At 70.4% G+C, this 24,073-nt stretch carries 22 protein-coding genes; 12 read left to right on the top strand and 10 right to left on the bottom strand.

Going from position 1 to position 24,073, the window contains the following annotated elements:
• Nucleotides 1–10 precede the first annotated feature (10 nt).
• The gene (locus tag BLQ63_RS05250) at nt 11–1,462 is read left to right on the top strand and encodes a methyltransferase (protein WP_091029635.1); all 1,452 of its coding nucleotides are present in this window, start codon (nt 11–13) and stop codon (nt 1,460–1,462) included.
• An 83-nt stretch (nt 1,463–1,545) separates the two neighbouring features.
• Here BLQ63_RS05250 and BLQ63_RS05245 read toward each other — a convergent pair whose 3' ends face one another.
• From BLQ63_RS05245 to BLQ63_RS05235, 3 genes are all read right to left on the bottom strand, one after another.
• A complete protein-coding gene (locus BLQ63_RS05245) occupies nt 1,546–2,193 on the bottom strand; it encodes a response regulator (RefSeq protein ID WP_091029629.1) in 648 nt (215 codons plus the stop codon).
• A 61-nt stretch (nt 2,194–2,254) separates the two neighbouring features.
• A complete protein-coding gene (locus tag BLQ63_RS05240; protein WP_091029624.1) occupies nt 2,255–3,517 on the bottom strand; it encodes a sensor histidine kinase in 1,263 nt (420 codons plus the stop codon).
• A gap of 76 nt (nt 3,518–3,593) precedes the next feature.
• The gene (locus tag BLQ63_RS05235) at nt 3,594–4,136 is read right to left on the bottom strand and encodes a DUF6069 family protein (RefSeq protein ID WP_091029621.1); all 543 of its coding nucleotides are present in this window, start codon (nt 4,134–4,136) and stop codon (nt 3,594–3,596) included.
• A gap of 157 nt (nt 4,137–4,293) precedes the next feature.
• Here BLQ63_RS05235 and BLQ63_RS05230 point away from each other — a divergent pair, with 157 nt between their 5' ends.
• From BLQ63_RS05230 to truB, 4 genes are all read left to right on the top strand, one after another.
• Nucleotides 4,294–4,590, top strand: a complete 297-nt coding sequence (locus tag BLQ63_RS05230; protein WP_091029618.1) for a DUF503 domain-containing protein — start codon at nt 4,294–4,296, stop codon at nt 4,588–4,590.
• A gap of 90 nt (nt 4,591–4,680) precedes the next feature.
• The gene (gene rbfA / locus BLQ63_RS05225; protein WP_091029614.1) at nt 4,681–5,136 is read left to right on the top strand and encodes a 30S ribosome-binding factor RbfA; all 456 of its coding nucleotides are present in this window, start codon (nt 4,681–4,683) and stop codon (nt 5,134–5,136) included.
• Nucleotides 5,133–6,476, top strand: a complete 1,344-nt coding sequence (locus BLQ63_RS05220; protein WP_091029610.1) for an MATE family efflux transporter — start codon at nt 5,133–5,135, stop codon at nt 6,474–6,476. Before rbfA ends, BLQ63_RS05220 begins: the two co-directional genes overlap by 4 nt.
• 226 nt (nt 6,477–6,702) lie before the next feature.
• On the top strand, nt 6,703–7,602 hold the full coding sequence (gene truB, locus BLQ63_RS05215; protein WP_091029606.1) for a tRNA pseudouridine(55) synthase TruB: 900 nt from the start codon (nt 6,703–6,705) through the stop codon (nt 7,600–7,602).
• A gap of 254 nt (nt 7,603–7,856) precedes the next feature.
• Here truB and BLQ63_RS05210 read toward each other — a convergent pair whose 3' ends face one another.
• Nucleotides 7,857–8,732 (bottom strand): AraC family transcriptional regulator, encoded by an 876-nt coding sequence (locus BLQ63_RS05210; RefSeq protein WP_091029603.1) that lies wholly within the window; start codon nt 8,730–8,732, stop codon nt 7,857–7,859.
• A 116-nt stretch (nt 8,733–8,848) separates the two neighbouring features.
• On the opposite strand from BLQ63_RS05210, the gene BLQ63_RS05205 reads away from it, so the two are divergent.
• A complete protein-coding gene (locus BLQ63_RS05205; RefSeq protein ID WP_091029601.1) occupies nt 8,849–9,496 on the top strand; it encodes a mycothiol-dependent nitroreductase Rv2466c family protein in 648 nt (215 codons plus the stop codon).
• Nucleotides 9,497–9,641: 145 nt separating this feature from the next.
• Here BLQ63_RS05205 and BLQ63_RS05200 read toward each other — a convergent pair whose 3' ends face one another.
• Nucleotides 9,642–10,157: a DUF3145 domain-containing protein gene (locus tag BLQ63_RS05200; protein ID WP_091029598.1), complete on the bottom strand. Its 516-nt coding sequence runs from the start codon at nt 10,155–10,157 to the stop codon at nt 9,642–9,644.
• A 394-nt stretch (nt 10,158–10,551) separates the two neighbouring features.
• Between BLQ63_RS05200 and BLQ63_RS05195 the strand changes: the two genes are divergently transcribed.
• On the top strand, nt 10,552–10,902 hold the full coding sequence (locus tag BLQ63_RS05195) for a hypothetical protein (protein ID WP_091029595.1): 351 nt from the start codon (nt 10,552–10,554) through the stop codon (nt 10,900–10,902).
• A 185-nt stretch (nt 10,903–11,087) separates the two neighbouring features.
• Here the strand turns inward: BLQ63_RS05195 and BLQ63_RS05190 are convergent, their stop codons facing one another.
• The 3 genes from BLQ63_RS05190 to BLQ63_RS05180 all read right to left on the bottom strand — a co-directional run bounded on the left by BLQ63_RS05190 (nt 11,088) and on the right by BLQ63_RS05180 (nt 17,156).
• Nucleotides 11,088–12,962 carry a protein kinase domain-containing protein gene (locus tag BLQ63_RS05190; RefSeq protein WP_091029592.1) on the bottom strand — a complete coding sequence of 625 codons (1,875 nt, stop codon included), beginning with the start codon at nt 12,960–12,962 and terminating at the stop codon, nt 11,088–11,090.
• 103 nt (nt 12,963–13,065) lie between these two features.
• Nucleotides 13,066–15,660, bottom strand: coding sequence for a trehalose-phosphatase (otsB, locus tag BLQ63_RS05185; protein WP_091029588.1), 2,595 nt, complete (start codon nt 15,658–15,660; stop codon nt 13,066–13,068).
• Between the two features lie 65 nt (nt 15,661–15,725).
• Nucleotides 15,726–17,156 carry an alpha,alpha-trehalose-phosphate synthase (UDP-forming) gene (locus BLQ63_RS05180; RefSeq protein ID WP_245680849.1) on the bottom strand — a complete coding sequence of 477 codons (1,431 nt, stop codon included), beginning with the start codon at nt 17,154–17,156 and terminating at the stop codon, nt 15,726–15,728.
• A gap of 164 nt (nt 17,157–17,320) precedes the next feature.
• On the opposite strand from BLQ63_RS05180, the gene ettA reads away from it, so the two are divergent.
• The 5 genes from ettA to BLQ63_RS05155 all read left to right on the top strand — a co-directional run bounded on the left by ettA (nt 17,321) and on the right by BLQ63_RS05155 (nt 22,125).
• Nucleotides 17,321–19,000, top strand: a complete 1,680-nt coding sequence (gene ettA / locus BLQ63_RS05175; protein WP_091029579.1) for an energy-dependent translational throttle protein EttA — start codon at nt 17,321–17,323, stop codon at nt 18,998–19,000.
• A gap of 2 nt (nt 19,001–19,002) precedes the next feature.
• Nucleotides 19,003–19,404 carry an acyl-CoA thioesterase gene (locus tag BLQ63_RS05170; protein WP_245680848.1) on the top strand — a complete coding sequence of 134 codons (402 nt, stop codon included), beginning with the start codon at nt 19,003–19,005 and terminating at the stop codon, nt 19,402–19,404.
• 16 nt (nt 19,405–19,420) lie between these two features.
• The gene (locus BLQ63_RS05165) at nt 19,421–19,981 is read left to right on the top strand and encodes a DUF8185 domain-containing protein (RefSeq protein WP_091029573.1); all 561 of its coding nucleotides are present in this window, start codon (nt 19,421–19,423) and stop codon (nt 19,979–19,981) included.
• A gap of 341 nt (nt 19,982–20,322) precedes the next feature.
• A complete protein-coding gene (locus tag BLQ63_RS05160) occupies nt 20,323–21,099 on the top strand; it encodes a type III secretion system chaperone family protein (RefSeq protein WP_091030204.1) in 777 nt (258 codons plus the stop codon).
• A 234-nt stretch (nt 21,100–21,333) separates the two neighbouring features.
• Nucleotides 21,334–22,125, top strand: a complete 792-nt coding sequence (locus tag BLQ63_RS05155; RefSeq protein WP_091029569.1) for a hypothetical protein — start codon at nt 21,334–21,336, stop codon at nt 22,123–22,125.
• Between the two features lie 159 nt (nt 22,126–22,284).
• Here BLQ63_RS05155 and BLQ63_RS05150 read toward each other — a convergent pair whose 3' ends face one another.
• Both BLQ63_RS05150 and BLQ63_RS05145 read right to left on the bottom strand, forming a co-directional pair.
• Nucleotides 22,285–22,713, bottom strand: coding sequence for a globin (locus BLQ63_RS05150; RefSeq protein WP_091029565.1), 429 nt, complete (start codon nt 22,711–22,713; stop codon nt 22,285–22,287).
• Nucleotides 22,714–22,789: 76 nt separating this feature from the next.
• On the bottom strand, nt 22,790–23,815 hold the full coding sequence (locus tag BLQ63_RS05145; protein WP_091029561.1) for a mechanosensitive ion channel family protein: 1,026 nt from the start codon (nt 23,813–23,815) through the stop codon (nt 22,790–22,792).
• Nucleotides 23,816–24,073: the final 258 nt, after the last annotated feature.

Below are 24,073 nucleotides of genomic sequence, written 5' to 3'. Positions count from 1 at the left end.
AGGGAACTAGGTGCGACTGCTCCAAGACGAAGCCGCGGCGCGGCTCGGCGAGGCCCGTGAGGGTTTCAGCCGGGCCGCGCTGTCGGCCGTCTACGGCCCGGCGTCGCTGGCCGCGGCCGACCGCGGCGACTACCGGACGCTGCTCGCCCGGTGCGGGGACGACCGTTTGGGCGTGTGGGCCCGCCTGTTCGTGGTCGGCGTGCCCGTCCCGGCCGAGGCGGCGGCGAAGGCCTTCGCGCCCTTGGGACTCGACGAGGCCCTCGCGTGCGGCCTGCTCGTCGCCGACGGGGACGCGGTGACCGCCGGCTGGGGCGCCCAGTTCGACGGCGACCGGCTCCTGTTCTCCGACCAGCTGCCGAACACGACCGGCGGCCGCTCCCGCGAGCACGTGCTCGGCATCGGCGGCGCCTCGAAGCTGCTGCTCGACCTCGCCTCGAACGGCGCCGCGTCCCACGACGGGCGCAGCGTCCTCGACCTCGGTACCGGCTGCGGCGTCCAGGCGCTCGCCCTGGCGGCCCGCGGCGCGTCGGTGACCGCGACGGACCTGAGCGGGCGGGCGATCGCCTTCGCGGCGTTGAACGCCAGGGTCAACGGCCTCGAACTCGAACTGCTGCAAGGCGACCTGCTGGCACCGGTCGCCGGCCGGCGCTTCGACCTGGTGGTCGCGAACCCGCCGTTCGTGGTGGGGACGCCCGGCGGCGGCTGGACCTACCGGGACGGGGGCCGGGCGGCCGACGGCATCGCCGCCGAGCTCGCCGCCGCCGCGACCGGACTGCTGCGCCCGGACGGCACCATGCTGTTCCTCGCGAACTGGCTGCACGTCCGGGGCCGGGACTGGTCCGAGCGCGTCGCGGACTGGTTCCCCGACGAGGGCGCACGGGTGTGGGCCCTCGAGCGCGAAGTCCTCGACCCGCTCGACTACGTGCGCACCTGGCAGCGCGACTCCGGTGAGAGCCACGACGCCGAGCAGGCCGCCGCCTGGCTGGACTGGTTCGACGCCGAGGACGTCGAAGGCGTCGGCTTCGGATTCGTCGCCGTCCGCGGCGTCGACGGTGCGAGCGAAGTGGTCTGCGAGGAGGTCCGCCACGCGGTCGAGACCCCGTGGAGCGCCCGGGTGGGGGAGTGGTTCGCGGTGCGCGAGAACGGACTCGAACCCGAGGCCCTGTGGGGGTCCAGGCTCCGCGTCGCCGACGGCACGGTGCTCCAGCAGACCGCGCAGGTCGGCGGCGAGGGCTGGGACGTCGACCGGCAGTGGCTCCAGCAGTCGGACGGCATGCGCTACGCCGAAGCGGTGGACCCGCTGATCGTGGCGTTCATGGGCGCCTGCAACGGGGAAGCCGACGTGCGCCTGCAGGTGCAGCTGCTGGCCGACACGTACGGGGCCGAGCCGGCGATGCTCTTCGCGCAGCTGTACCCCGTGATCCGCCGCCTCGTCGAGCGCGGATTCCTGCGCCTCGCATGAGGCGCCGCCGGACCGCGACGCGGCCCGGCGGAACGTTCAGCGGTCGACCGTGCTCGCCCGAGCCCCTTCCGCCCGGGGGCCGGTCAGGAGCGCAGGTAGGCGAGGACCGCCTTGACGCGGCGGTGGTGGTCGCCGTCCTCGCTGCTGAGCGCGAGCTTGGTGAAGATGTTGCGGATGTGCTTCTCGACGGCGCCGTCGGAGATGAAGAGCTTCTTGCCGATCGCCTTGTTGGAGTGGCCCTCGGCCATGAGGCCGAGCACTTCCTTCTCGCGGGGGGTGAGGGTCGCGACGGGGTCGTTCCTGCGGCGGCGGACCATCAGCTGGCTGACGACCTCGGGGTCGAAGACCGTGCCGCCGCCCGCGACGCGCTTGAGGGAGTCCATGAAGTCGTCGACGTCGATCACGCGGTCCTTGAGCAGGTAACCGACCGCGCCGCGCGCGTCGGCCAGGAGGTCGTCGGCGTAGGAGACCTCCACGTACTGGCTCAGGATGAGCACGGGCGCGCCCGGGACGAGCTCCCTGGCGCGCGTCGCAGCCCTGAGCCCTTCGTCGGTGAACGACGGCGGCATCCGCACGTCCACCACCGACACGTCGGGCCGGTGCTCGGCCACGGCCTCCACGAGGGCGTCGCCGTCGCCGACCTCGGCGACCACTTCGCAGCCGAACTCCTGCAGGAGCTTGACCAGCCCCGACCGGATGAGCACCGCGTCATCGGCCACTACTACGCGCACAGCCACCCCGTCCAGCCGACAGGGCGCGAGCCCTGTCCCCGAACGGGGTGAACGCAAGTCACTAGCACGGAACCTCCACGACGATCACGGTCGGACCGCCGTCGGGAGAGTCGACTGTCCACTGCCCCTCGACGGCCTTGACGCGGTCGGCCAGGCCCGAGAGCCCGTGTCCCTTCGAGACGTGCGCGCCCCCGACGCCGTTGTCGCCGACCGAGAGCACCAGCCTATCCCCCCAGTCCTCGACCGACACCGTCGCTTTGGTCGCCTGGGAGTGCTTGGCCACGTTCGTGAGGCACTCGGCGGTCACGAAGTACACCGTGCTCTCGACCGCGGCCCGGTAGCGGCCGTTGAGGTCGGTCTCGAGCTCGACGGGCACCAGCGAGCGCGCCGTCAGGGCTGCCAGGGCGGCCTCCAGGCCGCGGTCGGTGAGGATCGGCGGGGCGATGCCGCGCGAGAGGACCCGCAGCTCGTCGATCGTCTCGCGGGTCTGCGAGATGGCCGAGTCCAGCGTCTCCTGGGCCGCTTCGGGGTTGACCGCGAGCTGGCGGCGGACCCGGGCGAGCTCCATGCCCAGGCTCACCAGCCGCTGCTGGGGCCCGTCGTGGATGTCGCGCTCGATGCGGCGCAGCGCGTCGGCCTCGGCCGAGGTGGCCGCGTCCCGCGACTCGGCGAGCTGGTCGATGCGCTCGTGGAGGCCGCTGATGGAGGTCAGCATCCCCTTGCCGATGAGCGCCTCGGCCATCGCCATGCCGCGCAGGACCGGGACGATCAGCAGGGCCATGATGACGCCGCCGATGACCGCGAGCACGGAGCTGGCGAAGTACGAGGTGCCCCAGCCGAGCCACTCGGTCGCGTAGTGGAGGCCGTCGTCGTTGTTCGGGCCGACCGCGGCGTCGATGATCCACGCGTACAGCGGGTACAGCAGCGTCGCGGCGGTCGCGCACCACCAGACGACCGTGATGACGAACCCGGCGATCGCCACCGGGAACACCGCCACGGCCCACAGCAGGTTCAGCCACGACTGCCCGTCGGTGAGCACGGTCAGGTACCGGCGCAGCCCCGAGCTGCCCTCGCGGGCCTGCTTGTAGCGCGGTCGGGCGACGTCGCGGCGCAGCACGAACGGGAGCTGGGCGCGCCCGGCCGCGGCCATGCCGCGCATCGCGAACAGGGTCGCGGCCGCGATCGGGACGCCGATCCAGATGACGGCCGTACCGAGGCCCAGGAAGAAGCCCACGATGCTGATGATGAAGGCGGGCAAGGCAATGAAGAACATCGAAAGCAGGTAGCCGGTGTCGACGCCCAATTGCCGCAGGGTTTTACGCATGCCTCAACACTAGGAAGGCCGGGCGCCCGAAGCGACCCGGCCGTCCGCCGTCTTGTAGGTAGGGACAGCCCTACCCCTACGGCAGTCCGATGCCCTCGCCGCCGGCCGGGCCCCGCGCGGCGCGCGTGGCGATCCCCGAGACCGAGTTCAGCAGGCTCATCACGCAGATGCCGATCACGAAGTTCAGCGCGGCCGTCGCGAACTGCGATTCCAGCTCCGCGACCACCGTGAACGGGATGAGCACGCCCACGGCGATGACCAGGAGCATGATCCAGTTGAAGAAGCTCATCGGCCGCGGCATGAGCAGCAGCAGGAGGTGCAGCATGCCCGTGGCCAGGATCGCGGCCGCGAACGCCCCGAACGCGTAAGTCGTCGTGGTGGCGTCGCCGTACGCCCCGGCGTCGGAGGGCGAGAGGATGTGGATGCCCAGGACCCCGCGCACCAGCAGGATGCCCACGAGCGCGACCAGCGCGGCGACCACCGCCGTCCCGAAGCCCCCGGCCCACAGCTTCCCGGCGTCCACGGCCGAGCGATGCGCGCCCTTCGGCTCCGTCACCGGCGGGTACGGCCTCGTCGGTTCCTCGTAGTTCCGGTCCCAGCCGCCTTGCGGTGCCGACATGGTTCCTCCCTCTCCGCGCAGCCGGCGAGCGACGGTACGGTCCGGCTCGCTTTCGGGCTCATGTTGGCAGTTACCCGTGACGGACGTCGCGAAACCGGTGTTTTCGGGCGGGTTAAAAGATCTTGGGGATGTCGGCCCCGGCGCGTAACCTTGAGCGGTGTTCACCGGATGCGCAGAATTCGACCTCCTCCTCCCGGAAGACTCCCGTTCCCTGAAGGCAAAGCGCTCCTACGTGCGCCCGATCGTCGCCTCGCTGCGCAAGTACGAAGTGGCGGTCGCCGAGGTGGGCGACCAGGAGATTCACGGACGCACTACGATCGGCGTCGCCGCAGTGGCCGGCGACCACGGCCACGTGCGGGAGATCCTCGACGCCTGCGAGCACCACATCGCGGGCCGCCCCGAAGTGGAGCTGCTCAGCGCCCGACGGCGCATGATCGGCCCCGAGGACGAGTAGTCCCGACCAGTAGCGGCGCGCCGAAGCGGCGCGCGGCCGAACAAGGCGCACCCGAACCGAGGCGCGCGACGAGCGGAAGGCAGAAGAGCGATGGTAGACGCGGCTAAGCGGGCCCAGGTGTCCAAGCGGGTCATGGAGTTGACCGCCCAGGCGGTGCGCAAACTCAAGGACCCCAGAGTCGGCATGGTCACCATCACCGACGCCCGCATGACCCCCGACCTGCGCGAGGCCACGGTCTTCTACACCGTCCTCGGCGACGACGAGCAGGTCAAGGCCTCCGCGGCCGGACTCGAGCGCGCCACCGGGCACCTGCGGACCACCGTCGGCCGGGCCCTGGGCATGCGCCACACCCCGTCGATCCTCTTCGTCGCCGACACGGTCCCCGACCAGGCCAACCGGATCGAGGAACTGCTCGCCAAGGCCGCCGCCGCCGACGCGGAGGTCCACAAGATCGCCGAAGGCGCCGCCTACGCCGGCGACGCCAACCCGTACATAGTCGACGAGGACGACGACGAGGACGAGGCGGCCGAAGAGCCCCCCAAGTGAACCCGGCCACCCCGGCCGAACCGGCCCCGGCACCGCCGAAACCGGCCCCCGCCTCCTACCGGCGCATCGCCTCGCTCGCGCTCCCCGCGCTCGTGGTCCTCGCCGCCGAGCCCATCTACCTCCTCATCGACACGGCCGTCGTCGGCCACCTCGGCGCCGTCCCGCTCGGCGGCCTCGCCCTCGGCGGCGTCATCATGGGCCTCGCGCCGCTCGTCGGCGCCGTCCTCGCCTACGGCACCACCGCCCGCGCCTCCCGCCGCTACGGCGCGGGCGACCGGGCCGGCGCCGTGGCCGAAGGCGTCCAGGGCACCTGGCTCGCGCTGGCCGCGGGCCTGTTCATGATCGTCGCCATCGAGATCTTCGCCGGCCCCCTCGCGGGCCTCATGGGCGACGACCCCGCCGTCGAGGCCGCCGCCGCCGAATGGCTGCGCGTGGCGATCCTCGGCGCGCCCTTCCTGCTCGTGGCCGGAGCCGGCCAAGGCTGGATGCGCGCCGTCCAGGACACCAAGCGCCCCATGTGGTTCGTGTCCGTCTCGTTCCTGCTCTCGGCGGTCCTCGCCCCGGTCCTGGTCTACCCCGCCGGTCTCGGCCTGGTCGGCTCCGCGTGGGCCAACGCCGTCGCGCAGGCCATCTCCGGCGTCCTGTTCCTCCTCGCGCTGCGCCGCGAACGCGTGAGCCTCGCCCTCGACTGGCCGCTCATGTCCAAGCAGCTGGTCGCCAACGGCGACCTCATCGTCCGCGGCATCGCGTTCCAGGTGAGCTCGTTCTCGGCCGCCGCCGTGGCCGCCAGAGTCGGCACGGCCGCCCTCGGCGCCCACCAGATCGGCATGCAGCTGTGGTTCTTCGCCGCGCTGGCGCTCGACGCGGTGGCGATCGCCGCGCAGGCCCTCATCGGCGCCGACCTCGGTGCGGGCCGCCCCGACACCGCGCGGGCCTCCGCGAAGCGCATCACCGTCGTCGGCGTCGGCTACGGGGTGGTCTTCCTGGTGCTGATCTTCGCGCTCCTGCCGGTGCTGCCGGACCTGTTCACGAAGGACGCCTCGGTCCACGAGCAGCTCGGGTACATCTGGCCGTGGCTGGTGCTGCTCCTGCCGGTCGCGGGCGTCGTGTTCGCGCTCGACGGCGTGCTCATCGGCGCGGGCGACCTGCGGTTCATGCGGAACATGACCGTCATCTCGATCGCGAGCGGGCTGCCGTTCACGTGGCTGACGCTCGTCTTCGGCTGGGGCCTGACCGGCATCTGGGGCGGCATCGCCGTCTACATGCTGGTGCGGCTCGGACTCATCCTGTGGCGCTTGCGGTCCGGTGCCTGGGCCGTCACCGGGGCCGAGAGGGCCTGATCTTCTCTGTCCCACCATGTGGTTTCGCCGTATCGGGGCGCTTGAACGTTCGTTAAGGTATCGAGGATGAAGACTGATTCATCGCCTCGACGGAAGCGCCGCGTCCGTCCCGAATCGTGGGACGAGGAGAAGGCCGAAGCACTGCGAGCCCTCCAGGAGTCCCTCGACCGCCACCAGTAGGCACCGCCGCGCCGCGTGCGACACGGGCCCGTTAGCGTGTACGACCGTGACCACAGCGCAGCCGGGCCTCATCGTCGTCGACAAGCCGCAGGGCATCACCTCGCACGGGGTGGTGGCCCGGATGCGGCGCCTCTGCGGCACGCGGAAAGTCGGCCACGGCGGCACGCTCGACCCGATGGCCACCGGCGTGCTCATCGTGGCGGTCGGCAAGGCCACGAAGCTGCTGACGTACGTGTCGGGCCTGGACAAGTCCTATCTGGCGACGGTCCGGCTCGGCCAGGCCACCGTGACCGACGACGCCGAGGGCGAGGTCACCGCGAGCGCCGACGCCGCCGCGGTCGCCGACAAGGCGATCCGCGCCGGGCTCGCCGCGATGACCGGTGCGATCGACCAGGTTCCGAGCGCCGTGAGCGCCGTGAAGATCGACGGGCAGCGCGCCTACAAGCGGGTGCGCGACGGCGAGACGGTCGAGCTCAAGGCCCGGCGGGTCACCATCGCCGCGATCGAGGTCGGCGCGATCAGGCGCGAGGGCGCCTTCGTCGACGTCGACATCGACGTCTCCTGCTCGTCGGGCACGTACATCCGCGCGATCGCGCGCGACCTCGGCGACGCGCTCGGTGTGGGCGGCCACCTGACCGCGCTGCGCCGCACCAGGATCGGCGGTTTCGGCCTGGACGCGGCCGCGACCTTGGAGGCGCTGGCCGAGCGCGCGGAGGCGGCGGAGCCGCTGGGCGCGCTCACGATGGGCGAGGCCGCCGCGAGGCTCATGCCGGTCCGCACCGCCACCGAACCCGAGGCGAAGGCCCTGTCGTACGGCAAGGCGCTGGAACCGGCCGGCATCGAAGGCCGCTACGCGGTGCTGAGCGAAGACGGCGACCTGCTGGCGGTCATGACCGAACGGGACGGCCAGGCGAAACCGGAAACGGTCTTCGCCGCGGCGTCGTAACCGCAGGGCGGCGCCGCCGCGAAGCGGCGAAACTGTCGGACCCCTCCTGCACCATTGCGAACCGGGGGCCCAACCCCGAGGCCCCAATGGGCTTTCGAGGTGCCCGGCATTCGACGCCCGGGATCGGGCCGCGTCTTCGAACAACGCGACCGGCGGGATTGTCGGACCCCTCGGGCACTCTTGCGAACCGGGGGCCCAACCCCGAGGGCCCGGTGGACTACTGCGGTGCCCGCTTCTCGGCGCCCCCGGTGGCCTCAGTCGGCGCTCAGTGCGGCCGCTTCGCTGCGGAAGGCGATCGGCGTCATGCCGGTGCGCTGGGCGAAGAACTTGTTGAAGTTCGTGGCGCTCGAGAACCCCAGGCGCTGCCCGATCCTCGCCGCCGGCATCGCCGAGCACGCCAGCATCCGCTTGGCCTCCAACACGACCCGCTTGTCGATGAACTCCTTCGCCGGAATCCCCGCCGTCGCGAGCGTCGCCCGCGACAGCGTCCTGGGGGAGTACGCGAGCGCCGCCGCGTAGTCCGCGAGCCGCCTCGTGTTCGCGAAGTCGCGCTCCACCGCGTCCCGGAACGCCAGGTACACCTCGCTCGGCTCCGGCCCGGCCACCGCGCCCGGCAGGCCCGCCACCCGCAGCACCAGCACCGCGAGCAGATGCCGCAGCACCTGCTGCCGCGTCTCCGCCGCCAGCCGGTCCGCCGAGTGCTCCCACTGCAACTGCGTGGTCGCCGCCCGCAGCAGCGCGTGGTCCTCGCTCGCGGGCACGCGCAGCACCGGCGCGTGCGGATCGTCGGCGCACACCCCGATCGCCGTGTCCGGGTCGAGGAAGCCCGTCGCGAAGCGGACGACGGTGCCCTCGGCGCGGTCGAGCGCGCCCCACCGCTGCACCTGCCCCGGCCGCGCCCACAGCCACTGGCCCGGACCCATGTGGTGCTCCTTGAAGTCCACCGAGTGCCGCAGCGCCCCGGACGTCAACGTCACCAGGCAGTGCCGGTCGGGACGGAACGGCCGCGCCAGCTCGCTCGCCGCGCTCGCGCGCAGCCGCGAGAGCGTCAGGATCTCGACCGAGGGGGCCGGGCCCCGGCCCGCGAACGGCGCCGGCTCGGCGGCGGGCTCGAACAAGCGGCCCGTCATGTCATCTTGTCGCGTATTCACCAGCATCAGCAGCAAGTTTATCCGTTATCAGGTGGTTTGAGGATCGAGATCGGCGATGCGGATCATCGTCACGAACGCGACGTACCCTAGTCGACATGACCGAACGCAAGACCGTTGACTTCTGGTTCGACCCCGCGTGCCCGTGGGCGTGGATGACCTCCCGCTGGATCATCGAGGCGTCGAAGCACCGCGACCTGGACGTCCGCTGGAACGTCATGAGCCTCTTCGTCCTCAACGAACCCAAACTCGACGAACTCGACGAGTGGTACCGCGACTTCATGCCGAAGACGCTCCCGGCCGTCCGCGTGGCGACCGCCGTCGCCGAGCAGTACGACAACGAGACCCTCGGGCGGATCTACACCGCCCTGGGGAACCGCATCCACCTCCGCGGCGAGAAGGACGCGGACGTCTACATCCCGTCCGCGCTCGAAGCCGTCGGTCTCCCCGCCGAACTCGCCGCGGCCGCTTCCACCGACAAGTGGGACGAGGCGCTCAGGGCCTCGCACCAGCGGGGCATCGGCCTCGTCGGCACCGACGTCGGCACCCCGGTCGTCGCCGTCGAGAACGACGAGGGCGTGCAGGTCGGCCTCTTCGGCCCCGTCGTGACGCCCGCGCCGCAGGGCGAGGCCGCCGCGAAACTGTGGGACGGCGTCTACGCCGTGACCACCACGCCGGGCTTCTACGAGCTCAAGCGCTCGCGCACCGACGGCCCGAACTTCGACAACCTGACCTTCGACCTGTAGGCGGAGGAAACGGAACGCCCGCAACACGAGTCGCGTTGCGGGCGTTCCCCGTTCCCGGCGGCGGCGGTTCGGCCGGCCCCCGGGCCCGGGCGTGTCGGTTCGGCGGGCCCCCGGATCAATCATGTCCGGCGGGTACGACAGGGTCTCAGCCGACCTGGGAGAGCCAGGACTGCTCAGTGCCGCCGGTGGCCTGCCGGTAGGGCTTCAGCTCGCGGTCCCATTCGAGGCCCAGCAGCTGGTCCAGCCCTCCGCGCAGCGCCTCGGCGCTGGTCGTGGTCGCCAGCAGGGCCCGGATGCGGTCCTCGGCGATCATGATGTCGCCGCCGGCGCTCGTCACCGCGCGGTAGACACCGCGCCCGGGGACGTGCATGATCCGCTCGCCGTCGACGCCCGCACTCGGGTCCTCGGTGACCTCGAAACGCAGCATCGGCCACTGCGCCAACGCCTTCGCGAACTCGGCGGCCATGCCGGCGTAGCCGGTCCACGCGCGCTCGGCGCGCATGGTGCCGCCCTCGGCTCCCTGCGGAGTCCAACCCAGTTTCACGGAGCTGGTCTTGGCGGACGCCGCCGACCGATCCAGGACACGGCCGATCGCCCACTCGACGTGCGGGCAGACTGCCAGCGGGCTGGAGTGGATGTAGATCACGCCGCGTGTCTGCATCGCGCACCTCCTTGGGAATCGGCGTTTCTGAGTACTGGCTCACTCCTTGTGGTCATTTTGCTACGACATGAAGTCGCGCAACGGGTATCGGCCGGGTCGAGAGGGGCATGAACTCGAACCCGGCGCGCTATTCCGCTCAGTTACATACTGACAGCTTCGAAAGCATCGCGCTAGGCTTAAACGGCTCCGGGCGCTCACTTTTTCGAGCATTCGTTGCGTCACACCAGCTGTATGTGCTAGTCGGCGCAGGTCGCACCTGAGCTACACTTGCGCATGACCGGCGGACTGTCGGTTTTCTTTTATGGTCCAACCCAGGTGCAGTGCCCGCCCATAGGGCTGCTCTGCCTGTGTCAGGCCGAAGATTCGTCTTACACGACATGGTGAGGAGACCGGCGTGGCAGCCAACACTTCCAAGACAGCACGCGCTTCCGTCAAGGCCGGGCAAAAGGGCGGCGCGGCGGGTGGACTCAACGTCCTCGGCGAGTTCAAGTACCTGATCCCGCTCAACAACGGGAAGCACGTGTACCTGCGCAACCTGACCGACGGCAAGACCCTGCACCTGGCCACCGGCTCCGAGGCGTTCACCGAGGCCATCAAGGCCCTCGCCGCCGCCGGACACGGCGAGAAGATCAAGGCCGAGATCGAGGGCCTCGCGGCCAAGCTCCCGGCCGAGCAGGGTTGGGACACCACCCTCAAGGCCCTCGTCGAGGCGGACGTGTTCGCCGCCGAGGCCGTCGCCGCCTAGGTCTTCGCACCCGCGACGCACGCGCTCCATGTCCGGAAGGGCGTGGGGCGCTTTTTCTTTCGCACCCTGAATTGCATCGATCATTTGTTCGAAAGCGTTATTCGCGGAACTGCGGACCGCCGCCGAATAACGCCACTGGGGGCGAACGGTTCCCCCGATCGGACGATCCCCGATAGGGCGCTCGGCTAATCCGCCAGATCGGCGGTGCACACCGGTTCGGACATCGGCACGCGGTCGATGCTCCACAGTGCGCTGACATTGAAGCAGTAGTCCGCGTCGGGGCTGAGCCCCACGGTCGAGTAAGTCGTCTCGGTCGTGCCCTGCTCGTTGAGCGCCTCGCCCTTGTCGTCGCCGACGCGCTGGGCGAACACGATGTACCGCAGACCTTCCTCGCTGTCGGGCGGCGCGGTCCAGGTCAGGGTCACCTCGCCGCCGCTCCAGCTCTCGATCGCCACGTCCACGGGCGCGCCCTGCCCCTCGGTGTTCGCCTGGTCGAGGTCCCCGGCGTTCTTGTCCGGCGACAGGAGCCACAGCCACACGGTCATGACCGAGCCCAGCACCACCGTGATCACGACGCCGAGCACGACGTAGGACTTGAGGCTCCGCTCGTCCTTCTGCCGCACCTGAACCGGCTTGGGAGCCTTGTACGCCTTGGCCTTCCGCTGCTTGGAGCCGTCGCGCCCGATCACGGGCGGGGCGAACACCTGCTGCTCGGGCGGCGCCGAGTGCGGCGCACCCGTCTGCGAGGCCTGCTGCGGCGTCCACGGCGCGGGCGGCGGCTGCATGCTCACCGGCGCCTGCGGCGGCGCCGAATACGGTGCGACGTTCTGGGCCGCACTCTGGGGCGCGCCCGAGAACGGCGTGATGCTCGGGGCTGCGGGGTTTTGGAGAGCACCGTGGGGAGCCCCCGAGAACGGGGCCGCCGACATCGGCGCCCCGGAGAACGGCGCGGCCGAGACCGGCGGCGCGCCTTGGGGAGCGCCGTTGAGCTGCTCGTACCGCGGGTCGACCGCGTGGCCCAGCTGCGAGCCGAACCCGCCGGTGCCGCCGCCGGTGACACCGCCGCCGACGGTCGACCCGAGCGTCCCGCCCCGCTCCGGGTACGGTGCCTGCTGGACGGGCGCGAACGGGTCCAGCGGCACCCGCGTGCCGCGCGAGGCGACCTCGGGCCGGTAGACCGTCTCCTCGTTGGAGACGTCGCCGATGACCTGGGGCGCCGGGGCCTTGCCGACCCCGCCGCCGTACATGCCCCGCTGGAGCTCGTCCGCGAACTCCTGGCACGAGGCCGAGCGCCGCGCCGGATCGCGCGAGAGCGACCGCACCAGCAGGGTCTCCAGCCACTCCGGGACGTCCGTGCGCGGGAGCCGCGGCGGCGGCTCGTCGGAGGTCACCCGCTGCCGGTGCGTGTCCGGGTCGGTGCCGCCGGCGGGGTTCGCGAACGGCGCGAACCCGGCGAGCAGGTGCCACATCGTGGAGGCGAGGCTGTACAGGTCGCTCGCGGGCGTCTGCGCCTGGCGCAGCAGCGCCTCAGGGGACGCGTGCAGCGGCGTCAGCTTGTCGATCGCGGCCGTCGCCGCCAGCGCCGCGGCGGTGCGGGCGATGCCGAAGTCCGCCAGCGCCGGCCCGTACTGGCCGCGGAGGATGTTCTGCGGCTTGACGTCCCGGTGGAGGATGTCGGCGCTGTGGGCGGCCTGGAGCGCCTGCCCGATCTTGACGCCGACCTCGATGACGTCGGGCACCGGGAGCGGGCCGTTCGCCTTCAGGATCGCCGAGTAGGACCCGCCCTCGCAGTACTCCATGACGATGTACGGCTGGCCGGTCTCGGTGTGGCCGGTGTCGATGATCGAGACGATGTGCGGGTGGTTCGAGACGGCGACGGTGGCCTCGAGCTCCTTCTCGACCGAGTCCGCGGTGGTCATGTCGTCGTCGACGAGCAGGACCTTGACCGCCACGGTCCGGTCGAGCCGGTCCTGGACGGCCCGGTAGACGAACGCGGTCGACCCGTGCGCGACCATCTCGAGGTCGCTGTAGCCGGGGATGGCCGGTGAAGGGGAGCTCAAGGCGGAGGCATCCTGTCAGGAGGCGGTGTTCCCGCACGGCTCGCGAGCGTCGCCGTGTGCGGAACTTCTTCCCGAACAGATTAGCCCCCGCCCTGAGCTTCTCTCAGATGCGTCCGCTCGTGCCGTTCAGCAGGTTCGCGACCCGGATGAGGCCCAGGTGCGAGTACGCCTGCGGGTGGTTGCCCAGTCCGCGCTCGGCCATCGGGTCCCACTGCTCGGGCAGCAGCCCGGTCGGGCCCGCGCACGCGAGGATCTGCTCGAACAGCTCCTCGGCGTCGGTGCGGCGGCCCACCTGGAGGTACGCCTCGGCGAGCCAGGCGGCGCAGATGATGAACCCGCCCTCGGTGCCGGGCAGGCCGTCGTCGCGGTGGTAGCGGTAGACGGCCGCGCCGGAGCGCAGGCCGGCCTCGATGCGCAGGACCGTCTTGAGGTAGCGCGGGTCGTCGGCGGCCAGCAGGCCCGACAGCCCGATCCACAGCGAGGCGGCGTCGAGGTCGTCGTGGCCGTAGGCGGCCGTGTAGGCGCCGACCTCGTCGTTCCAGCCCAGTTCGAGGACGTTCCGGGCGATCTGGTCGCGCAGTTCGGGCCAGTCGGGCGCGTACTCCATGCCGAACTGCTCGGCGACCTTGAGCGCGCGGTCCACGGTGACCCAGCACATGACCTTGGAGTACACGTGGTGGCGCGGGGCCTGGCGGGCCTCCCAGATGCCGTGGTCGGGCTCGTGCCAGCGCTTGGCGACGGCCTCGACCATGCTGCCCATGATCTGCTGCTCGAACTCCGAGAGGTGCCCGCGGCGCTGGGCGACCGCTTCGATGAGCATCGCGACGGGGCCGAACACGTCGAGCTGGACCTGGTTGGAGGCGGCGTTGTTGATGCGCACCGGGCGCGCCCCGGCGTACCCGGGCAGCGTGTCGATGATCGCCTCGGGCGAGGGCGCCTGGCCCTCGATGTCGTAGAGCGGCGCGAGGCGCTCGGGGTGGCCCGCGGTGCGCTCGATGATGCCCGAGACCCACTCGAAGTAGGACTCGGCCTCCTGGAGCGATCCGAGGTCGACGAGGGCGTTCGCGGTCATGGCCGCGTCGCGGATCCAGCAGAAGCGGTAGTCCCAGTTGCGGACGCCGCCGAGCTCTTCGGGGAGCGAGGTGGTGCCGGCCGCGAGGATCGCGCCCGTGGGCTGGTAGCACAGGGCCTTGAGCGTCAGGGCCGAGCGCGAGACGGCCTCGCTCTCGACGCGCGGCAGCTTGAGCGAGTCGGACCAGTTGCGCCAGCCCGCCTCGGTGGTGCGGCGCCTGACCTTGACCGGCGGCACCCATTCGGCGAGGTCGTCCATGCCGGCGCGCATCTCCAGGACGAGCGAGCCGCCCGCCTGGGACAGGTCGACGTTGGCGACGGCGAGGGAGTGCTGGCCGTCGTATTCGATGTGCCATTCCACGCCGGGGGAGCGGAGGCTGATGGGCTCGCGGCCGCCGAGGACCTTGAGGCCGTCGCCGCCGACGGGCTGGAGCTGGACGGGCAGCTGCCCGAACTCCGGCCGGGGCGCGAAGGTGATCTTGACGGGGATCTCGCCGGTGATCTCGCGGACGAGGACGGTGGCGTTGAGGTCGCCGCGCCGGCGCGGCGTCGAGTCGAGCCAGTCGGTGACCGACAGGCCCGACCAGCGGGTCTCGACGGACATGGTGCCGGCGACGTAGCGCTGGCCGAGCGGGATGCCCGCGTTGACCGGCTGGATGGTGAAGTGGCCGGCGTGGTCGCCGCCGAGCAGGTCGGCGAAGACGGAGCCGGAGTCGGGCTTGGGGTGGCACATCCAGGTGACGCGGCCGTCGGGGGTCAGCAGCGCGTGGTTGGCGCCGTCGGCGAGCATGGTGTGGCGCTCGATGAGCTGGGCCTGCTCGCCCTGGAGCCAGGCGCGGCGGGTGTCGACCAGGCGCGCGAGGAGCTTGGCGACGTCCTCGGGGTCGCCGATGCGGTAGGCGGCGCGGGTGGGGCCGGCGCCGATGCGGACGCCGACGTCGGGGCCGTGGAGGTGCGCGAACGCGTTCTCGTCGGTGACGTCGTCGCCGAGGAAGAGGACCGCGGAGGCGCCCAGCTGGTGGCGGAGCTTGTCGAGCGCGTCGCCCTTGTGGGTGGCGACCACGGACAGGTCGATGACGGCCTTGCCCTCGGTGGTCTGCACGCCGTCCCAAGTGGAGGGTCCGCCGCGGACGTCGTCGACGGCCTTGAGCGCGTCCGCGTCGGAGGCCTCCCGGACGTGGAGCGCGCATCCGGCGGGCTTGGGCTCCACCCGGGCGCCCTCGTAGCGTTCGGCGATCGCCGACAGCTCGGCTACGAGCTTGTCGCGCAGTCGCTGGTCCTCGCTGGAGAGCGCCCGGGTGAAGCCGACGTCGAACTCGGATCCGTGGGATCCGACCAGGTGGATCTCAGAGGGCAGGCGTGACAGTGCCGCCAGGTCGCGCAGTGCGCGACCCGAAATGACCGCGACCTTCGTCTGCGGCAGGTTCGCCAGCGTCCGCAGGGCCGAGACCGATTCGGGAACCGGTTTGGCCTGCGAGGGGTCGGTGACGATCGGGGCGAGCGTGCCGTCGTAGTCGCATGCGATCAGCAGTTGCGGAACGCGTGCGAGCAGGGTGAGGGCCGAGCGCAGTTCCTCTGAGGAACTGAAGTCTCCGGACGCGGGGCCCTCAGGGCGTGGTGCGGTCATCGTGGCGTATCTCTCCAACACCGTCGTTGTGGATTCTGTGTGCCTGGCCGACCCTCTGCCGCATTTCAGTCGGCGGCGGGCTGGCTGCCCGGATTGTACGCCGCGCTGCGCTCCGGAACTCCTAGCGCGGTGAGGAAGCTGCGAGCCCAGCGACTCACGTCGTGCTTTCGCAAGTACCGCCTCATCGCGCGCATTCTCTTCATCTTATCGTCGGCCGTCGCGTTCGCCGCTGTCACAAATCCGTCTTTCAAATCGGCCAAATCATGCGGATTCACCAGGAAAGCCTGCCGCAGATCACCTGCGGCACCGGCGAACTCGCTGAGTACGAGCGCGCCGCGGTTGTCGATCTGGCTCGCGACGTACTCCTTGGCGACGAGGTTCATGCCGTCGCGCAGCGGTGTGACGGCCATGACGTCGGCCGCCTGGTACAGCGCGGCCAGCTCGTAGCGGTCGAAGGACTGGTGCAGGTAGTGCACGGCCGGGAGGCCGACCTGGCCGTACTCGCCGTTGATGCGCCCCACTTCCCGCTCGACGCGGTCCCGCAGGGTCCGGTACTGCTCCACGCGTTCGCGACTGGGGGTCGCGACCTGGACCATCACGGCGTTGGGGACGCGCAGGCGCCCGTCCTCCAGGAGCTCGCGGAACGCCTTGAGGCGCTGCGTGATGCCCTTGGTGTAGTCGAGCCGGTCGACGCCGAGGATGATCGTCTCGGGTTCGCCCAGCTCGGCCCGGATCTCTTTGGCCCGCTGGCGGACCCGCTCGGTCGCGGCGATCTCCTCGTTGTGGGCGGTGTCGATCGAGATGGGGAACGCGTCGGCGCGCACGAGCCGGTCGTCGACGGTGACGTAGTGGCCCCGCGGCCGGTAGCCGAGGAGGTGCCGGGTGAGCGCCAGGAAGTTCTGCGCCGCGAGCGGGCGCTGGAACCCGACCAGGTCGGCGCCCAGGAGGCCCTTGAGGATCTCCATGCGGTGCGGCAGCTGCATGAACAGCTCCACCGGCGGGAACGGGATGTGCAGGAAGAACCCGATCCGCAGGTCGGGCCGCCTCTCGCGGAGCATCCCGGGCACCAGCTGGAGCTGGTAGTCCTGGATCCAGACCACGGCGCCGGGTGCGGCCTCGCGGGCGCATATGTCGGCGAAGCGCTCGTTGACCTCGTAGTAGGACTTCCACCAGGACCGGCGGAAGACGCGCGGTTCGACCGCGTCGTGGTAGAGCGGCCACAGCGAGGCGTTCGAGAACCCCTCGTAGTAGCGCAGGACCTCGTCCTCGCTGAGTTCGACCGGCAGCAGCGTGATGCCGTCGGACTCGAACGGCTCGGGAGCGGTGCCGGCGATGCCGGCCCAGCCGATCCACGTGCCCTTGTTGGCTTGGAGGACGGGTTCGAGGGCGGTGACGAGGCCGCCAGGGGATCGGCGCCAGGTTCGATTTCCCTCGTCGTCGACGACGGCGTCGACGGGGAGGCGGTTGGCTACGACAATGAAAGATGCGTTGCTCAATTCGGTTTTCCTCCTTTCCACAAGACTACCGGTGAGCGGGGTGTAGGGGGCTGCGGTGACGTAGGCGGTCCTGTGTCGGCCCGATTGGCGGATCACCCCGGCGACTTGACATCATTGGTAACGGTCAGTTCAGTACAGCTCGTCGCAAAAAGCGAAGGATCAGCGTGGCGCAGTTCATCTACACCTTGGAAAAGGCGCGCAAGGCGCACGGTGACAAGGTCGTCCTCGACGACGTCACCCTGTACTTCAACCCGGGTGCGAAGATCGGCGTGGTCGGTCCCAACGGCGCCGGCAAGTCCAGCCTGCTGCGGATCATGGCCGGGCAGGACCAGGTCTCGAACGGCGACGCCAAGCTCGCCGCCGGCGCCACCGTGGGCATGCTCGCCCAGGAGCCGCCGCTGAACGAGTCGAAGACGGTCATGGAGAACGTCCAGGAGGCCGTCGCGCCGATCCAGGCGAAGCTCGACCGCTTCAACGAGATCGCCATGGAGATGGCCACCGACTACACCGACGAGCTCATGGCCGAGATGGGCCGCCTCCAGGAGGACCTGGACGCCGCCAACGCCTGGGAGCTCGACTCGAAGCTCGAGCAGGCCATGGACGCGCTGCGCTGCCCGCCCGGCGACTGGCCCGTCACCAACCTCTCCGGGGGCGAGCGCCGCCGCGTCGCGCTGTGCAAGCTGCTGCTGGAGCAGCCCGACCTGCTGCTGCTCGACGAGCCCACCAACCACCTGGACGCCGAGTCGGTGCTCTGGCTCGAGCGCCACCTCGCCGACTACCCCGGCGCCGTCGTCGCCATCACGCACGACCGGTACTTCCTCGACAACGTCGCGGAGTGGATCCTCGAGCTCGACCGCGGCCGCACCTACCCGTACGAGGGCAACTACTCCACCTACCTGGAGAAGAAGGCCGAGCGCATGAAGGTGGAGGGCCGCAAGGACTCCAAGCTCCAGAAGCGCCTCAAGGACGAGCTCGAATGGGTCCGCTCGAACGCGAAGGGCCGCCAGACCAAGTCCAAGGCGCGCCTGGGCCGGTACGAGGAGATGGCCGCCGAGGCCGACAAGACCCGCAAGCTCGACTTCGAGGAGATCCAGATCCCGCCGGGCCCGCGCCTGGGCTCCACGGTCATCGAGTCGAAGGACCTGCACAAGGGCTTCGACGGCGAGGTCCTCATCAACGGCCTCGACTTCAACCTGCCGCGGAACGGGATCATCGGCATCATCGGCCCCAACGGCGTCGGCAAGACCACGCTGTTCAAGACCATCGTCGGCCTGGAGAAGCCCGACTCGGGCGAGGTCAACGTCGGCGGCACCGTCCAGATCTCGTACGTCGACCAGAACCGGGCCGGCCTCGGGGGCGACAAGTCCGTGTGGGAGACCGTCTCCGACGGCCTCGACTACCTCATGGTCGGCAAGGTCGAGATGCCCTCGCGCGCCTACATCGCCGCGTTCGGCTTCAAGGGCCCCGACCAGCAGAAGCCCACCAAGGTCCTCTCGGGCGGCGAGCGCAACCGGCTCAACCTGGCGCTCACCCTCAAGCAGGGCGGCAACGTGCTCCTGCTCGACGAGCCCACCAACGACCTCGACGTCGAGACCCTCTCCAGCCTCGAGAACGCCCTGCTGGAGTTCCCCGGCTGCGCCGTGGTCATCAGCCACGACCGGGCCTTCCTCGACAAGGTCGCCACGCACATCCTCGCCTGGGAGGGCGAGGACGAGAACGGGCTGCCCAAGTGGTTCTGGTTCGAGGGCAACTTCGACTCCTACGAGAAGAACAAGATCGAGCGGCTCGGGCCCGACGCGGCCAAGCCGCACCGCGTCACCCACCGGAAGCTCACCCGGGACTAGCCGTGGCGCGCTTCAAGGTCGACGTCGTCCTGCGATGGTCCGACATGGACACCTTCGGGCACGTGAACAACAACAAGTTCATGGTGCTGCTCGAAGAGGCGCGCGTGGCGATGATGTTCACCGCCGCGGAGGAGGCCGGGCTCCCCGGCTTCCGCCGCGGGGTCGTCGTCGCCCGCCACGAGGTCGACTACCTGCTGCCCGTGACGGTTCCGGCCGAGATCCGCGTCGAGCTGTGGATCGAGCGGATCGGGAACTCCTCGTTCACGTTCGCGTACGAGCTCACCGCGAACGACAAGCTCGCCCTGCGCGCCAAGAGCGTGATGGTCCCGTACAACGTCGAGACCCAGCGGCCCCGCCGCGTCACCGACGCCGAGCGCGCCTTCCTCGAGCAGTGGGCCGAATGACCGGCCGGTGCCCCCGATGAGCGGAGCGATCGCGGACGACGACGCGGCCTTCGCGGCCCGGGTCGCCCGGCTCGACCCCGAGGCCCTCGTGCTCGTGCGCGACGGCAGGCTCTGGGCCGCGCTGCCCTTCGGCGCCCTCGCCGTCCGCGACGCGGGCGAGCCGGTGCCGCCCGAGGGCGTCCACCGCGCCGGCGACCTCGCCGCCGGCGCGATCGCCGCCAGGCCCGCCGCCGCATGGCGCGGGCGCCTCCCCCAGCGGCCCTGGGAGACCGTCGAGACCGTTCCCGCGGCCGACATAGCCGACATCGACCGGAAGGCCGCAGCGGCCCTGCGGGAGCGCCGCGGCCAGGGCATCGGCGACCGGCGGCTGCGCGACGCCATGCTCGACCACGTCGCACTGCTCGTCGAGCACGGCGACGAGGCCTGGCCCGTCGAGGTCCGCCTCGTGGCCGCCTTGTGCCGCATGGGCTTCCTCGCCGACGATCCCGTCCGGGTGCTCCGGGCCGGACGCCGCGTCGGGCTCGCCGCGACCTACGGCACCGTCTGGGACCGTGACCGGGGCCTCCCCCTTCTCTGAGCGTCACCGGACGATTACGGAACGCTGCCGTTCGGTGACGGAAAGCCGACGTCCGGAGGATGGGACGGCTCTTCCCGTTCTGATACATATGAAACCGGTGACAGTACCCAGAAGGGGCCTGCGAACAAACGCGCGACGGTTCATACTTTTGGACAGGATTAGCTGACGGTTGTGCCAAGTCGGCGTCGAGCCCTAGTCTGCTCACTGCAACGCGACGTAACTTGGCACTGCCCGGCGAAGCACTACCAATCACAACCAATGGTTCAGCCAAGCAGGAATGCCAACGAAGTACCCAAGCACTGCCAGTGATTCGCATTTTGGGTGGGAAGGCGGACAACACCATGGCATGGTGGCGCAGCAGAAAACGCGACGCACAGCAAGACTCGATCACCGAGACCGACAGCGAGATCGGCGGCTCCGCCGAACGCGCCCAGGCGCGAGGCAGCCAGCCGAGCGCGGTCCCGAACCCGCGCGCCGAACGGCGCGAGGGCGTCCCCGAGGCCGACAGCGGCGAGTACGAGGTCGAGGTCGAACTGGCCTCCCGTGAGCTGCGCCACGAGCTCACCGCCGAACAGCTCCTCCTCGGCCCCGAGGAAGAGCAGATCTCCGAGATCGAGCGGTGGCACCTCATCAAGCAGGACCTCGCCGAGATCGACCCGGACTTCATCACCGACCTGGAGCAGATCGCCGCGGACGCCCGCGACGAGGCCGCGCCGCTGGACTCCGACCGCATCATCGCCTCGCTGCGGAACCTCGACATCCGCTACCTGGTCGACGAGAACGGCGGCATCGTCGCCCTCTGGGAGCGCCACATCGTCCAGGTGCGCGCCGAGGGCCCCGACGCCGACATCCTGGTCCTGCGCGCCCGCGCGTACCAGACCGTCCCGCGCGAGTGGGCCGAGCGCGGCTACGCGGCCATGAACGAGTGGAACCGCACCCGCCGGTTCCTCAAGGCCTACCTGGGCGAGCCGACCGAATCGGGCGCGCTCCCGGTCTTCGGCGAGATCCAGGTCCCCGTCCGCCCCGGCATCACCACCGCCCTGCTCGAAGAGCTCATCGACTGCGGCACCGCGATCTCGGGCACGTTCGTCGAATGGCTCGAAGGCGAACTGCTCTGACGGCGACGCAGCCTGAAGAAGGGGGCCGGACCGCGAAAGCGGTCCGGCCCCCTTTTCGCTCCGATGCGATCCGACCGTCCCCAATGTCCGGTGGCTTTTCGTCTGATTTCCACTTGAAAGGCGAACGCCACCAGCGGAAACGAACATGCTTGCAGCACAACTGGACTGTGCGATCGTGCCGCCGCAGGTAACATACGGGTTCCCTTCTCATTCAAGTGAATACCAGGAGCACCCATGACCCTCCCGACCCCCGAGACTCCGCGGCCCGCCGAGCCACCGGCGGCCGAAGCTCCCGCCGCGCCGCCGAGCGCCGAGCCCGCCACCGAAGCGTCCGCCCCCGAACCCCAGGTGCAGGAGCAGACCGCCGAGCCGGCGACCTACTCCGCCCCCGAGGTCCCGGGCCCGGCTCCGGTCGCGCCGGCGAACGCCGCACCGGCCCCCGCGCCCGAGGCGGGCCGGCTGCCGCCCGTGATGGCGCCCGCCGCCGCGAACCCCCCGGCGGCGTCGATGACGCCCCCGCCGGCCCCGGGACCGCAGTTCAGCTCCGGCCCGCAGTACGCCCCGGGACCGCAGTTCGCCTCCGGCCCGCAGTTCGCCCCTCCCGGCGCGACCGCCCCGATCCCGGCACCGCCCGGGCCGCGCAGGCCGTCCAAGGCCGGGGTCATCACCCTGGCGATCGCGCTGACGGTGGTCGCCCTGGTCGCCGGGACCTTCGCGTACCTGTACACCCAGGCCGCCGACGACGCCGAGGCGAAGGCCGCCGAGATCGAGGACCTGCTCGCCGCGGAGGAGGACCTCAAGGCCGAGAACAGCGCCCTCGTGAGCGACCTGGCCGGGCTCCAGCTCACCGCCGACGACTACGAGGCCTGCCAGACCGCCTTCGACGCGTACAACAGCCTGGAGTACGAGGGCGAGATCAACCCGGACGCCGAGAACCTCGAGGAGCTCTTCACCGACGAGTACATCGAATACCAGGGCGAGCTCGCCGGGCTCTACCAGGAAGTGATCGTCGCCTGCTCGCCGTGACGCCCTGAACGGAACGAGAACGGGACCGGCCCGACCGCTCAGCGGTCGGGCCGGTCCCGTCTTCGATCATCGCTATGCGTTCCGCATATCGGCCTGACGCCTCATGCGTTCCGCCTACCGAGCACTCGCTTCATGCGTTCCGCATGCTGCGCCAATGCCTCATGCGTTCCGCATGAAGTCCGCCGCGCGCTCCATGTACTCCCACATGGCCTTGTCGTATTCGGGCGCCAGCGCCACCACGTCCATCGCGTGACGCATGCAGCGCAGCCACGCGTCGCGTTCGCGATCGCCGATCGTGAAGGGGGCGTGGCGCATCCGCAGGCGCGGGTGGCCCCGCTCCTCGGAGTAGGCGTGCGGACCGCCCCAGTACTGCTCCAAGAACATCTTGAAGCGCCGCGCCGCCGGAGCGAGATCCTCCTCCGGGTACATCGGCCGCATGATCGGGTCCTCGGCCACCTGGGCGTAGAACTCGTCGACGAGACGCTGGAAGGTCGCCTCGCCGCCCACGGCGTCATAGAAGGACTGCGTGGGCGCGGGCTGACCGGTGGGGGTCAGAGGCACAACTGCGCGCGGGCTGTCACTAGGCATCTCTCAATCGTGCCGCCCGGGAACCCCTCTGTGAAGCCGATCCGGCGCGCGTCACACCGATTGGGCCGCATATCACCTACGGAGCGGTCCCCGCGGCCCCTGCGGCCCCGCCGTTCGCCACCCCGCGCGGCACGTAGATCCGCCCCGCCCCGGCCAGGTCGACCAGCCCCGCCTCGCGCAGCGACTCGGAGATGCGCCGCCGCAGCTCCCGGCCCGCCGCCCACTGCTGGTCGGAGGTGGTCCGCACGCCCAGGCGCACCTTGATCTCGTCGATCGTGACCTCGATCGGCCCGAGGTACTCGGGCTCCTTGAGGATGTGCTCGCGCCACTCGTCCTCGGCGACGAACGCCTCGGCGATCGCGACGATCTTCTCGCCGACCGCGTCCACGTCGGCCGTCGGCGGCAGCGGTGTGTCGACCACCACATACGCCCAGCTCTGGCTCGAGTTCCCGACCCGCAGGATCTGGCCGTTGCGCACGTACCACAGAGTCCCGTCCAGCGACCGCAGCGTCGTGACCCGCAGGCCCATGTCGACCACGGTGCCCACCGCGTCGCCCACGTCGACGTTGTCGCCGACCCCGTACTGGTCCTCGACGAGGATGAATATCCCGGCCAGGTAGTCCTGCACCAGGTTCTGCGCCCCGAAGCCGATCGCGATGCCGGCGATGCCCGCGCTGGCGAGGATCGGGGCCAGGTTCACGTTGAAGGCGCTGAGCACGAGCATGAACGCGATGGCGTAGATGACGATGCCCGAGACGTGCTGGAGCACCCCGGTGAGCGTCTCGGCCCGCTTCTCGGAACGGTCGCCCAGCAGCTCGTCGCGCCGGGAGTTCGAGGAGCCGAGCTTGTCGGCCAGTTCCGCGATCGACTGCGGGCCCTTGATCGTGGTGACCTGCTTGATGATCCTCGCTATGGACCGGTTGACGATCCACTTCAGCAGCATCGCCGCCAGCACGATGATCAGCACCTGGCCGATCTTGTCGAGGACCACGCCCGTGTCGATGGAGAACTCTTCGCTCCCGGTCATCTTGTACAGGAGCGTGCAGGAGTTGAACCCCGCATCGCAGGGAGAGGCCCCTGCGGTCTCGGCAAGCAGTTCCACGTTCGTCTCTTCTCAGATTCCAACACCGGGGACGAGCGCCCCGTTCCGCACGGTCCGAGGGTCACCGGTGGTTCGCACAGACGATATTCGCTCGACATTCAAGATCCCACGGAACCAGGGTGCAATTTTCTGAGATTTAGGTCAAACTTGACGGGACCGATGGCTTGGAGGTACGACACCGTGATAGGTCCTCGACATAGGAGCACGCTCGCCGGCGATGACCCCGCCCCAGGGGTGCTCCCGAATCTCTTCACCCAC

This window comes from Glycomyces harbinensis, assembly GCF_900101745.1.
GTDB classification, from domain to species: domain Bacteria; phylum Actinomycetota; class Actinomycetes; order Mycobacteriales; family Micromonosporaceae; genus Glycomyces; species Glycomyces harbinensis.
Note: the sequence above shows the minus strand (reverse complement) of the source record. Positions and strands in the feature narration are given on the sequence as shown.